The 12,259-nt window shown below is 51.1% G+C and carries 12 protein-coding genes; 4 read left to right on the top strand and 8 right to left on the bottom strand.

Annotated elements, in window-relative coordinates; translation table 11 throughout:
- Positions 1-30 precede the first annotated feature (30 nt).
- Complete coding sequence (locus GC087_RS03215) at positions 31-288, top strand: hypothetical protein (RefSeq protein WP_033739939.1); 258 nt, start codon at positions 31-33, stop codon at positions 286-288.
- A 125-nt stretch (positions 289-413) separates the two neighbouring features.
- The gene (locus tag GC087_RS03210) at positions 414-611 is read left to right on the top strand and encodes a hypothetical protein (RefSeq protein WP_033739941.1); all 198 of its coding nucleotides are present in this window, start codon (positions 414-416) and stop codon (positions 609-611) included.
- Positions 612-716: 105 nt separating this feature from the next.
- Here GC087_RS03210 and GC087_RS03205 read toward each other — a convergent pair whose 3' ends face one another.
- The 4 genes from GC087_RS03205 to GC087_RS03190 all read right to left on the bottom strand — a co-directional run bounded on the left by GC087_RS03205 (position 717) and on the right by GC087_RS03190 (position 2,347).
- Positions 717-989: a biofilm development regulator YmgB/AriR family protein gene (locus GC087_RS03205; protein ID WP_058702158.1), complete on the bottom strand. Its 273-nt coding sequence runs from the start codon at positions 987-989 to the stop codon at positions 717-719.
- A 131-nt stretch (positions 990-1,120) separates the two neighbouring features.
- On the bottom strand, positions 1,121-1,390 hold the full coding sequence (locus GC087_RS03200) for a hypothetical protein (protein WP_033739952.1): 270 nt from the start codon (positions 1,388-1,390) through the stop codon (positions 1,121-1,123).
- Between the two features lie 134 nt (positions 1,391-1,524).
- The gene (gene ycgZ / locus GC087_RS03195; RefSeq protein ID WP_033739954.1) at positions 1,525-1,764 is read right to left on the bottom strand and encodes a regulatory protein YcgZ; all 240 of its coding nucleotides are present in this window, start codon (positions 1,762-1,764) and stop codon (positions 1,525-1,527) included.
- Between the two features lie 277 nt (positions 1,765-2,041).
- Positions 2,042-2,347, bottom strand: a complete 306-nt coding sequence (locus GC087_RS03190; protein ID WP_033739956.1) for a hypothetical protein — start codon at positions 2,345-2,347, stop codon at positions 2,042-2,044.
- A gap of 743 nt (positions 2,348-3,090) precedes the next feature.
- Here GC087_RS03190 and GC087_RS03185 point away from each other — a divergent pair.
- Positions 3,091-3,333, top strand: coding sequence for a biofilm development regulator YmgB/AriR family protein (locus GC087_RS03185; RefSeq protein ID WP_058702157.1), 243 nt, complete (start codon positions 3,091-3,093; stop codon positions 3,331-3,333).
- A gap of 607 nt (positions 3,334-3,940) precedes the next feature.
- Here the strand turns inward: GC087_RS03185 and GC087_RS03180 are convergent.
- The 3 genes from GC087_RS03180 to GC087_RS03170 all read right to left on the bottom strand — a co-directional run bounded on the left by GC087_RS03180 (position 3,941) and on the right by GC087_RS03170 (position 8,474).
- The gene (locus GC087_RS03180; RefSeq protein WP_324030567.1) at positions 3,941-6,040 is read right to left on the bottom strand and encodes a sensor domain-containing phosphodiesterase; all 2,100 of its coding nucleotides are present in this window, start codon (positions 6,038-6,040) and stop codon (positions 3,941-3,943) included.
- A 331-nt stretch (positions 6,041-6,371) separates the two neighbouring features.
- Positions 6,372-6,611, bottom strand: coding sequence for a hypothetical protein (locus GC087_RS03175; protein ID WP_033739962.1), 240 nt, complete (start codon positions 6,609-6,611; stop codon positions 6,372-6,374).
- A gap of 393 nt (positions 6,612-7,004) precedes the next feature.
- A complete protein-coding gene (locus GC087_RS03170; protein WP_058702155.1) occupies positions 7,005-8,474 on the bottom strand; it encodes a methyl-accepting chemotaxis protein in 1,470 nt (489 codons plus the stop codon).
- Between the two features lie 342 nt (positions 8,475-8,816).
- On the opposite strand from GC087_RS03170, the gene GC087_RS03165 reads away from it, so the two are divergent.
- Positions 8,817-10,598, top strand: a complete 1,782-nt coding sequence (locus tag GC087_RS03165; RefSeq protein ID WP_006118233.1) for a GGDEF and EAL domain-containing protein — start codon at positions 8,817-8,819, stop codon at positions 10,596-10,598.
- 27 nt (positions 10,599-10,625) lie between these two features.
- Here GC087_RS03165 and GC087_RS03160 read toward each other — a convergent pair whose 3' ends face one another.
- Positions 10,626-12,203 (bottom strand): sensor domain-containing diguanylate cyclase, encoded by a 1,578-nt coding sequence (locus tag GC087_RS03160; protein WP_324030566.1) that lies wholly within the window; start codon positions 12,201-12,203, stop codon positions 10,626-10,628.
- Positions 12,204-12,259: the final 56 nt, after the last annotated feature.

Genomic DNA, 12,259 nt, shown 5'->3' with positions numbered 1-12,259 from the left:
TCGGTCTCAGAACCGCCTTCCGGGGAGTATATGAATAACGTTTTTGACGAAAAAATGACGGACATCATCATCGGAGAGATGGTGACGCAGCTACTGAATGAGGATGCGGCAATTTCCTGGCGCCTTCTCCTTGAGCGGCTGCAACAGCTTCTGGATACCGAAAGTGATGAGGTACGCATTCGCGCAGCATTGCGGGCCATTGAAGAAATACGTGCGGAGATGATTTCTCGTCCGGCTGAATCGCAAACGACAGAACTCGGTGATCTCAGTATCCATCACCTTCATTAAGTCGCTGCCAGGCAGCGGCTTACCCCATTTTCTGAAAAACGCTTTGCACGAGTAAGCGCCTTGAAAGGTATTCACATAACCGACGCGCTGATTAATAAAGGCACGTTTTCGCTGACGGAGGTCGAATGAGTGATGACACCGCCATGCAAGACATCTATACCATTATTGGTACGATAGTTGCGCGTTTGCTTAAACCCGATGGCGAGCTCCATCTTCAGGATATTGTCAGTTCACTGCATAATTACAGTGAACAGAGCACAGAGCAGCTTGAAAAGAAAGCGTGTCAGGAAGCGATACGCCTGCTTTCCCGACAGTTTCATTAAGATGATGAAGCACCGGACTAGCGGTGGCACCGATACCGCTTTATCAGTACAGGGCGATGCGCTTTTATTCCATGACAGATTCAGCGAGACCGCGCAGGCTGTATCTTACGCATCGTCCCTGGAGGATGTTCGCCCCACAACAATTTCCAGGCAATGGCGTAACACGGCCAACTCATTGCTATCTTCCGTGCATTCCAGTTCGGCAATCAGACGTATGATGATGGCCTTACTGGTCACCTTTTGTCCCTGAATGACGATGTCACGAATCACCGCATCCAGCACTGCATTTTCAGCCTGAAGTGTGTCACCCGCACGGCGAAAGAGATGCAGTATTTCTGCTTCTGTCGTGTTTTGCTCAATGTCGATAGTATTCGGCATGATGATCTTCTTAATCTGTATCTGTGAAGGTAAGTGACGTCATACTGACTGTTCAGTGCTGCAATCCTGCGTGCATACCAGCAACCGCTGCGTTTTTACCCTGCATGCATCGCCCTGAAGGCCGCCCAGACTTAGTGCTTACGACTGTTGTCCGGAATGCTCTGACCAAATGCCAGTACGGTGGCATCAATCGGGTCACGTGCGGAGGCAAACTCGTTGCGAACTTCCGTGAGCGCCATTTCAATAGCCTCGTGCCGCTCGTCGTGAGTTTCATCCCGGAGCATGATCTTAAGTCTGTTTGCCAGTGTCGCACCACTGATGGTGTCATTGCTGTCAAGCAACGCGGTAATCGCCTCGCCCATGACAATTTCAATAAGTTTCTCTTGTTTATCTTTTTGCATACCCGCATTCCTGATGACATTGTGCCCCTGTAACCGGGCAAACCAGCCTCAAATGCTCAGGCCTCTGGTGACCTGCTTATTTGACCAATCAGATTACTGCTGCGGGACGTGAATGCACGTGTGAGTCGCAGCTTTCAGCGGTCAAAAAGCATACTGATCAGTTTCTGATAATGTTGCTCTTCAAGCGGACTGGCCGACTGACTCAGTCGACGAATCAGCGCGCTACAAATGGCCTTACGGTTAAGGCTTTTGCCTGCATGAAGGATTTCCACGATGACCTGACCCAGCGTCGCTTTTTCGGAAGGGAGCGTGTCGTTGCCAAAGTAACGGGCAATATCGTGAACCGTATTGGACGTATTTTCGTTCTGACGCATCATGAATCTCCCAAATGAGAAATAGTATAAACGTTAGTCAACGCAATGTTCACTAAACTTATACAACATCTGGAAAATTGTACAGGAATTCTCTTAACTGGCTGGCAGGGTTATTGTGCATAAAGTGCTATATCATACTTAACAGTCACTTGCGTAAGTATCAGATCGCTAACCGTCTTACAGCGTTGCGATTACACCACAGGGCAGAGGCGAGGCGGTAAAGCAGAGGCAGAGAGGTCATTGATTACCTTTTCTTGACTAACTTGCCAACGTTTGGCTATGCACGGTCGTCATCCTCTTCCGGATTAAGACGAATAACATTTTCATCTGTTTTTCCTTCCTGACTGGCTGTCATTAACCAGCGCAGGCCGGAATCCCTCCTGACGGGTGAAGGTCTGAACTGCTTTAGCCAGCGTCGCGCCGAAAAAATGTCGGCTAATCTGTTATCACAGGTTTCTGACTCGGCCATCATATTGAGCTCCGCAATGAGTGTATCAATACTAATTTCTTTCTCACCAAGGGCAAGATTGACCACCGCTTCGCCAAGAATGACATGACTTTTCTCATCGTCGTGAAATAACACTTTACGTTCCTCAATCGGGCAATTAATCACTATTGTTTTTCACATTCTAGTAATAATCAAACAGATGACAAAAGCCTTTTTCTGCCGAAAGAATAGTAGCCTGAAGTGATAAAAATGATACTTTTGAAATGCCTGTTTTAACTTAATGAATTGCAATAAATTTATTAAATTCCTGGCCTGAATGCTGTCTGATAAAGACTATTCTGAATATATCTACAGTACGCCTGACAACACCTGCAGGCCTTGCCAGGCCTGGCCCGGCGTTATGCGTGTATTTTCAAAGGCACGTAAAGACAGATATCCGTCAACGTCGAGATATTATCGTTCAGCATTTTGTAAGAGCAGTATTAATATTTTTTGTTGTGGCGCTGATGGTTATACTTCCTGGCGACTGTTTACGCCCCATGAATAAAACCCTGCTAATGATAATGTTATTCTCTTCGGTAATGCTTCGCACTAAAACGTTATTATTAACGTGCGCCATGCCTGTGCCTGTTCATTTAGCGGCGTTTATGCTCTTATCACAGACTGAAATATTCACGCACAATGGGAAGCCAGTCGCCGCTGTCAGCCAGCTCTGAAGCGCCAGTGCCCGCCTTACATATCGCCGCTTTACCCTGCCAGATCTAAGCCAGACGGCTGGCAACCTTTCTTTCGCCAGCAATCGGTAATACTGCTGTACAGCGGCCCCCAGGATCGGTTAACTTGCGCACAAATATTCCTACTCAGCTTCAAGGAACACTATGCGCCAGGACGGTTTGCCGCCCTCAGGAAAAACCAGCAATCTGGCCCATTATTTCAGCCAGATTGATCACCCATATCAACTTGAAACACTTGGCAGGATCGCAGTCGAAATTCTTCGGGAAAATAAGCCTGTGAGTCGACGCATCATCTGTCTGAAGCTGATTGGTTGTCTTGAAACGGCAACGAATGAGGACGATGCGTCACATTATCGTGAACTTCTGACGCTGCTCTTCAGGCAATAAACGTTACACGCGCCTGCTTACCTGCCTCTCGACTCACCATTACCACGCTGACGTTAATGCCCTTCCTTCTCTTACTCTGTCTTCTGTCGTTATGCACAGAAAACGGGCTTCCGTCAGCGCTGGCCTGCAGGCAGATTTACGGCCTTCCCTGACGCGTTGAACGTGTAACAGAGAGGCAAGGCGCTGTTTAAAGTGCAAAAAAATGCCCGAACCTCGTTAAAGGTCCGGGCCGGAGTTCTCAGGGAAATCCTAAATGACTTCCAAACAGCGTTATTACACTAGTTCACGCTTTGGATTGTCGCCACCCGGGATCAAACAAATTTTCTCTATACCTGAAATGCCTCTCTCTTTTTTTGCGGATAAATGCCCTCAGACCGCTTAAAACCTGCGTCGCGTCACGTTTTCACAAACGTGTCATCGGTTCGCTCAATCTTCCTTGCACAGGGCCGTTAATCTTAGTGTGAGTTGATTATCACAATGATTGTCCTGACAAACGTTGCTCATTTCGGCACCCTCGCGGTGCCGTTTTTTCTGCCTCATCGGTCAGGACAGCGTCATCTTCGTTAACGCTCAGGACCCTGAGCGTTAACGCCAGAAGAACAGCAAATCAGGGTTGGGGGCAATTGAGCGGCGTAACATAAAGCTTTTCGAAGCGAGGCGCGCTGACGGGTGCCCCCATCTGTTTGCCCTGTAAAATGTCACATGCCGCAGCACAAATGAATTCATGCTGTGCACGGTTCTCAATGCCTTCAGCCGCGACCGTGATGCCCATATTTTTGCCTAACGAAGCAATCGCGTTAAACAGCAGTCGGGCTTTGTTGCTCTGCTCAAGTTGGCCCGTCAGCGATTTATCTATCTTGAGACCGGCAACACAGCGATGCTGCAACAGGCTGAGCGAGGCCAGGCTGCGACCAAAATGGTCGATGATAAATAACGCCCCCGTATTTTTAACCGCATCCAGAACCTGTAATTTTGTCTCATCGGCGTCGGTAAGCAGCGGTTCATCGATTTCCAGTTCGATAAAGCCTGCATCTTCCCCGGCACAGTGACGGATAACATCGGCCAGGCCCGTTTCCAGCAACTGACGTGGGAACAGATTAATACTGACACGCAAGGCAGCGTGTTGACGCCGCCACTGCTTAATTTGACTGACAGCGGACTGAATGATCCACTCCCCAAGTTTGACTGACAGCGGACTTTTAATCAGCATATCAATAAACTCAGCGGGAAAAAGGATGCCACGCGCGGGATGCATCCAGCGCACCAGTGCTTCGCAGCCGATCAATGTCCCATCGGCCCCATTAAAACGCGGCTGGTAATGCAGAACGAACTGATGCTGACGTACCGCAGCTTCCAGTTCACGCTCAAAACGGCGTCGTCCCTGTTCCGCCTCACGAAATTCAGGCTGAAAGAGAACAGACTGGCCTTTCCCGCGCGCTTTGGCGCGATACAGCGCTAAATCGGCGGCTGACATGACCGATGACGTGTCGGTGCCATGTAAAGGAAAACAGGCCACACCGGTGCTGGCCCCCACCGTCAGCACCGATCCCATGTAATCAAATGGCATCTGGATGGCCGCAGTGAGTATGTGCGCTATCCCCATGGCCTCATCGCAACCATTGGGTAGCAGGACAATAAACTCATCGCCGCCAAGTCGGGCTGCCGCAATCGCATGGGTACAAACCGCGCGAATCTGCTCAGCCACATGGCACAGCAAGGCATCGCCTGCGGCATGGCCTAGTGTATCGTTCACCTCCTTAAAACTGTCTAAATCCGTCATCAGCAAGGTATAAGGTACGCCGGATTCCGTCAGCTTACTGAGTTGGGTCATAAACGCACTGCGGCTGGCAAGACGCGTCAGCATATCCAGTGACGCCAGCTCACACAGTCGCGCCTCGCTTTCATAACGCAGCGTAACATCACGGATAATCATGCCAACATAGCGTTCCTCCCCTTCGCGCCAGCCCGAGAAAGAAACTTCTGCCGGAAACTCTTCACCGTTGCAGCGTTTCCCCCAAATCTGCAGAGTATGAGGGACTGCGATCGCGTCATCGTCATGCTCAAGCCGATCAAGTTCGTTGCGGTAGTCGGTCTGGCAGCGTTCCGGGATCAGTCCGGCGACATATTTTCCCATCATTTCGCTGGCGTCATAGCCAAACATGTTGGTCGCGGCAGGGTTCCAGAATGTAATCCCGCGATTCAGATCGGTACAAATAATGGCATCAGGCGAGGTGACCGATATGGCTTCAAGCCGCTGCTGACTGGCATGGCGCAGCACCTCCATACGATGAACCTCCATGCGGTCCATCACCAGCGCAGCCAGATCGGTCAGGTTCTGACGATCCGTTGGGCTCATTGCAGGGCGGGGATGATTGTCGGTCAGACATAATGTCCCAATTCTGTGCCCGTCGGGCGTAATCAGCGGGACGCCAGCATAGAATCGAATATAGGGATAACCCAGCACCAGCGGGCTGTTACAGAAGCGGGGATCGTTGAGCGCGTCAGGCACACAAAGAATCGAGTCACTCTCAAGCGTATGATGGCAGAACGCCACGCTCCGCGAGGTTTCAGTAATCTGCAGACCATAGCGAGACTTGAAAAACTGGCGTTTTTCATCAATCAGCGACACAAACGCCACCGGCACGCTAAACAGTCGCGCGGCCAGAATCGTCAGGCGATCGAACGCTTCATTCGGCGGCGTGTCCATCAGGTGATACTGGGCCAGCGCACGCAAGCGCGCTTCTTCAGCGCCGTTTTCGGTTGAGTGCTTCAGAGTATGTCCTCCTGAGGTCGTATACTGTGGCCGGGCATCTCACAGTAAAAAGAGGACGCCTGCAATCAGACAGAACCAGGTAAACGTTATCTGCCAACCTGAAACCGCAACAAAGGCCCGCCTGTACAGCAAAAATCCCAATCTCAGTCATCTGCTCTGATCACGGGATCGCCTTTAACTTCGACCCCGTTTTTACTGTTATCGTCCTCACAGAGATGAACTTCATAGTCTGAGGCTGCTTATCTGTGTAAAACGGTAAAAATCGCTATTTTTTGGACTGTGGCACCAGTTCATAATAGGGATGCTTGCCTGCTAACAGCAGCAGCAATTCATACTCGCCCTGACTCAGTAACGCGACTTTCGCCGTGGCTTCTTTTGTCTGCCAGGCGCGTAAGCTGAGATCAAAGCGTTCGGCTGCGCCCTCCTGTGACAGACCTGCCGCAATACGCAGCTCCCGGACGTTATTCTGGACGGGCACGGGCCGTCGGACGATTGAATTTCCCAAACCAGGCTCCCTGTTGTTGACTTAGGGTAACAGTGCCTTAGCGCAGCCCGTATCGGTTCTCTCACACGGTCATCAGCCACCGCCGCAGCACACATTTCATAAGAATACTTAATCTTAACAGGGGAAATGTCAATCGAGGGAAGGCCGTTCTGGCAGGAATTTTATGGGCCCGAATCTATGCTTTGATCAACTTATATCACTTTCCCTTAAGCGAAACGGCATGACTTTTAAAAAAACCAATAATTTGAGTTTATTTCGTAACGTAAGATGTAAGGAAATATAAATTTAAAACAGGGCGTTCAACAATAAATTCCCCCGCCATAAGGCGGGGGCATGAAAACCACAGTGGTTATTTTCAATTGAAAAACAGACCACCGGCTGGCTTATATATCTTTATTTACCAAACGCAATCCAGGCCGCATCATCTTTTGTCGCCACAGAGACCGAAGGACGAAGAGGTTGCGTGGCCTTATGGCTGGCTGAACGGACAACAGACGAGGTTGTCACGGGCAGTGTAAACCGTGTAATGACGCTGGTCAGTGTCTCAGTCTGGCTGCTCATGCTTTCCGCAGAGGCTGAGATAGTCTGCACCAGACTGCTGTTTTGCTGCGTAACCCGGTCAATTTCCGCTACGGCGAGTGTGACCTGAGAAATACCTTTACTCTGTTCTTCGGAAGCCAGAGCAATCTGACCAATCAGGTCGTTCACGCTGCCGACGTTACGTAACACCTCTTCCATCGTGCTGCCCGCCGTGTTGGCCGCATCACGTCCTTGACTGATACCGGCGACCGTATCCGCAATTAATCCTTCAATCTCTTTCGCCGCTTCGGCACTGCGTTGCGCCAGAGAGCGTACTTCGCTGGCCACTACAGCAAAACCGCGCCCCTGCTCTCCGGCGCGCGCCGCCTCGACGGCGGCATTGAGCGCCAGAATATTGGTCTGGAACGCAATACCATTAATGGTAGCCGTAAACTGACGTATTTTTTCTGCGCCCACAGACAGGCCTTCCATCGCGCCAACCACCGTTTTCACCAGTTGTTCGCCCTGCTGAGTGGTTTGCGCAGTGATGCCTGACAGCGCGCGCGCTTCACGGCTGTTTTCTGCGTTATAGCGCACGGTCGCGGTTAACTGCTCCATGCTGGCCGCCGTTTCTTCCAGCGCGGCTGCCTGAGTTGCCGTCCTGTTCGACAGATCGGCATTGCCTTTAGCGATATCGCTGGCCTCATCCCGTAACACGGATGCATTGTCGCGAATCGCCAGAACAGTCTTCAGCAAACTTTGTTGCATTTCTTTAAGTAACGGCACCATTTGCCCGACACAATTCCGACCAAGATCTTCGGGTTCCTGGGTCAGATCGCCGTCAGCAATGATGCGGAAGTGATTACGCAGTTTTGCTACGGGGCGAACAAGATGGACAACCAGATAGCGGTCACAAAAGAAAAGCAGCCCCGTGACCGCAGCCAACGTAATTAAAAAGAGTTCTACCAGTCTCTGATGCTCTACGCTCAGCGGCGCGTTATTGCTGGAAATCTGCTGCGTCAGAGCACGGAGTCTTTCCTGCGCAGCCGCAGGATAATCCTGTGGCGCGCTGGTCAGCGCGGCACGGTAGCGCTGCCACTCATCACCCGCAGGCACGTCTGCCACCAGCGCAGCACGATTCGCTGTCGCATTCTCCTGCATCTGCAAACTGGCACGATTGAGGAAAATAAGCTGCTCTGTCAGGCTGTTACTGCGTGTAACTTCCCGATTAATGTCTTTGAGAATCACCGAACCATAGGCACCCGCAAGCGCAATGACGATCACGGCGATAATGAGTATCCATAAGACGACACGTCTTATCGTAAAATTTTTTAGAATATTCATAGTATTTCCCCGGTGTGGCTGTGTAAAAACGTCAATAAAAATATTCATGCCTAATAGTTGCGGGCAAAACAATAGCGCGCTACTCTTTATAAAAATAATTGTGGCAGTGTTAATGAAAAAATAAAACGTAAAAATTGATTAAATGTGTGCATCGTTCATAACTAAGAAATTTATTAAAGAAAATAAAAAGAGACATAAACCCAGAACACGCCTATTATTTAGTGAAAATAAAATTATTTCCTGTTTTTCCTTTCGCGCCCTTTGGCCAGCGTTGCGGTGCTTCTATCCGACACTTTTTCTTTTTAATTTCGCGCCGTTATCAGTACGGAGCGGAGGACACACATGCTTATGAGTCTCGACGGCGATCCTGAACGCCGCATCCGTGCCCTTGAGGCACTTCGTCATCCTGATGAAAGTCGGGATGACATACTGAGAAAATTTGTCAGACTGGCCAGTCAGGCACTGAACATTCCCGGCAGTTTTATTTCTATCATTGATGATGAGTTTCAGTATGTACGTGCCTCACACAATTTTAAGCTGGAACGTTCATCCCGGGAGGATTCACTTTGTCGCTATGCGGTAGATGGTGATACCGCCGTCGTCGTGCCTGATACCTATCTCGACAGCCGCTTTGCGGCCCATCCCCTGATCGTTGGGGCGCCCTTTATTCGGTTCTATGCGGGCGTCCCACTGAAAAACCGTGATGGCATAAACCTGGGTACGCTGTGCGTCACGGATGTTCAACCGCACCCCTTCAGCGCCTCACAAATTACGACGCTTCAGTTACTGTCATCATTAGTGATGTCGTTTCTGGAGGCCTGGCATTCTGCGGGCTTTGTCGACCCGGTGACCGGGCTGCCCAACCGCCAGCGCCTGATTCGTGACATGCATTATTTATCGGCAGCAGGCGACACAACCTTACGCCGCCTGGTCCTGATTGACTGTATTGATATGCCGCGCGCCTATGAACTGGCCCGGTCGATGGGCATGGGGCCCGTTGAAAGCCTGCTCAAGGATGTCGCTACCCTTTTGCCCCTTCGGCTGCGTCCTGCGGCCAGTGACATTATTTATACTGTTGCCACCGGGCGTTTTGCGGTGCTGACGCGTGCGGACAGCCGCATCAGTGCGCACTGGGTCGCCTGTCAGATGGAAGGCATCAGCGCCGACCTGGGTGAAGGCCTGTCAGTGGGGCTCAGCACCCACACCGGCGAGGTCGATTTCGTCTCCGGTATTTTCCCGCCCCATGAAACCCTGCGCCAGGCGGTCAGCGCCTTGCACGAGGCCATTGGGCGCGGTTTACCCTCTTTACGCTTTAGTGAAGCCACGGATATCAGACGTACGCAGGATTTCACGTTAATCAACGATCTGGCGCGCGCGCTGCGCGAAGATGTGGGCCTTTATCTGGTTTATCAGCCTAAAATTTGCCTGCAAAGCGGTAAACCCATCGGGCTTGAAGCCCTGATTCGATGGCATCATCCTGAACGAGGCGAACTCTCACCGGCCACTTTCATCCCGCTTGCTGAGCAGACCGAAACCCTTACTGCCCTGACATCATGGGTGATTGACAACGTTATCGCCCGCCTGAAGCGCCTGCGCAACAGCTGTATCCAGTTGCCTGTTACGATTAATGTGAGTGAGCGCGATTTCTCGCTTGACGGTTTTGCGGATAGTCTGGAAGAGAAAATGCTTAAGGCAAAACTCCCCACCTCCCTGCTGGGAATCGAGTGTCTGGAAACGGAGCGCATTGTTGAGAGCCCCTCGTCCATGCGGGGGCTTGAGATGCTGAAACTGCGCGGCTTTGGCATTTCTCTTGATGATTTTGGTACCGGCTACAGCAATATCAGTTATCTGCGCCGGATGCCGCTGGATGTGATCAAGCTGGACCGTTCGCTAATTAGTGAGCTTTCATCCGATATGGCCTCACGCATTATTGCTCGTAATATTATTACCATGCTGAAAGAGCTGGATTATGTGGTACTGGCCGAAGGCGTGGAATGTGTCGATACCGTGGAAGCGTTAACGGAATATGGCTGCGATCAGGCCCAGGGTTTTTTCTATTCCCGTCCCCTGGCAGACAGCGAACTGGACCACTGGCTGCACTGGAAACTCCGCGAAATGTGTTAAGACGCCGTTGGGTTCACGCCCACGGCGTTACCTGGCAGAATAGCGAGAAATGTTCCCCTCATGGTTCACCATGACGCAGTTACGGCCTTCGTCTTTTGCCGCGTACAACGCTTCATCTGCCCGCCTGAGCAGTGAGGCGTCGTCGCCCAAACCGTTTAAGGTAGCGACGCCGAGGGAAACCGTCATGCTGTTGATAAACGGGAACACCGTATGACTGACGGCCTCACGGATGCGTTCTGCCATTGCGGCCGCGTCGCCCATAGAGGTGCCCGGCAGCAGCAGCACAAACTCTTCGCCGCCGAACCGGCTGATTACATCCAGCGTACGGCAGCGCTTTCTTAACAAACCCGCCAGGCTCACCAGGACTTTGTCGCCAGCATCGTGTCCATAGCGATCGTTGATGATTTTAAAGTGATCGATATCGATGGCAATCGCACTCTGCACAGGCTCCTCGCGGTGCTGAGCCGCCTGTGCATAGAAACCGCGACGGTTATTTAATCCGGTCAGCGGATCGGTCATGGCTTTATCGTTCAGGTCCGCAACATGCCCTGCGACCGCACGCCGGTGATGCTGAACCGCTTCTCTTAATCTGTCAGCTTCGTTGTACCAGGTGTTAACGGATGACAGCGGATCCGGGCTGGCCTCACTTCCCCCGTCACGCACCATGCCTGCCAGTTTTTCCAGCGGATAAGAGATGCGGGACGCCAGAAAGGCCATGCAGGTTGCAGTCAGGACGATGATGATCAGAATAAACCAGAAGGCATTTCTGGCCGTATGCATCATCAGGCCATTTACCGTTTCTGAGGTACCGGACATAAAGATATTCCAGTCCGTTTTTTGCAGGCTGGCGTAACCGATAAGGTACTTTTTGCCCGCGTCCTGAATCATAAACTGGCCGCTCATCGTGGCCGCCAGGCGTTTCTGTAACGGCTGACTTAACGCCATGCGCGTCCCGACACGCGTCGGATCCTGACTGAAAATAATCGTGCCATCATCACTGACAATACTGACCGATGTGCCATCACCGTAATAATGCTGGCTCAGGATGTCACTCAACATACTCTGTTTTTTCAGGTAAATCGTTCCCCCAATAAAGCCGAGATAATGACCGTCATGCGCAAACAGGGGATGCGAGATAAAGACCACATAGTTGCCCGAGGGTGAGATAAAAGGCGAAGAAATAAACGGTTTTTGTAGCTTACTCGCCTGTTCCGTTTCAGCGGTGTCCACCTTAACACCCAGCAGAGACAGGCTTTCAGGCGAGATGGAGGCGATAATGGAATGGTTATCCAGCACGACTACCGAGTTGAAAAAACCTGACTGTTGTAACAGGCGCGTAGTTTCGCGATGTAACAGCTGAACGTTATTCAGGTCAGCGATCTGACCGGCGCTCCAGGCCAGTTCACGTTGGGCAATGGCAAGATAATGATCGGTGGTGTCGGCCAGCTTACGGGCATAGGCAATATTGCTGTCCAGCAGCGACTCTTCAATATTACTTTTTTGAAAAAGAAACAGCGCGCCCAGCAGCAAGCCGGAAGTCACAATGACACTTCCTATCGATAACGCGGTGAGTAACGTTCGAAGATGGATTTTTCTGCGATACATAACGGGATGTGCTGAGAATAAATTATGCAGATAGTAAACGCTAATCAGCCAGACAA

It is taken from the genome of Pantoea sp. JZ2 (genome assembly GCF_035191405.1).
Lineage (GTDB): Bacteria > Pseudomonadota > Gammaproteobacteria > Enterobacterales > Enterobacteriaceae > Pantoea > Pantoea stewartii.
The sequence above is the reverse complement of the archived record's forward strand: the minus strand, read 5'-3'. Positions and strand labels throughout refer to the sequence as shown.

Bases quoted from the DNA above. Each gene is read 5' to 3' on its own strand.
- GC087_RS03165 (WP_006118233.1), top strand. From the start codon at position 8,817: ATGCTTATGAGTCTCGACGGCGATCCTGAACGCCGCATCCGTGCCCTT.
- GC087_RS03200 (WP_033739952.1), bottom strand. From the start codon at position 1,390: ATGCAAAAAGATAAACAAGAGAAACTTATTGAAATTGTCATGGGCGAG.
- GC087_RS03160 (WP_324030566.1), bottom strand. From the start codon at position 12,203: ATGTATCGCAGAAAAATCCATCTTCGAACGTTACTCACCGCGTTATCG.
- GC087_RS03215 (WP_033739939.1), top strand. From the start codon at position 31: ATGAATAACGTTTTTGACGAAAAAATGACGGACATCATCATCGGAGAG.
- ycgZ (WP_033739954.1), bottom strand. From the start codon at position 1,764: ATGCGTCAGAACGAAAATACGTCCAATACGGTTCACGATATTGCCCGT.
- GC087_RS03205 (WP_058702158.1), bottom strand. From the start codon at position 989: ATGCCGAATACTATCGACATTGAGCAAAACACGACAGAAGCAGAAATA.
- GC087_RS03180 (WP_324030567.1), bottom strand. From the start codon at position 6,040: ATGGACACGCCGCCGAATGAAGCGTTCGATCGCCTGACGATTCTGGCC.
- GC087_RS03185 (WP_058702157.1), top strand. From the start codon at position 3,091: ATGCGCCAGGACGGTTTGCCGCCCTCAGGAAAAACCAGCAATCTGGCC.
- GC087_RS03170 (WP_058702155.1), bottom strand. From the start codon at position 8,474: ATGAATATTCTAAAAAATTTTACGATAAGACGTGTCGTCTTATGGATA.
- GC087_RS03210 (WP_033739941.1), top strand. From the start codon at position 414: ATGAGTGATGACACCGCCATGCAAGACATCTATACCATTATTGGTACG.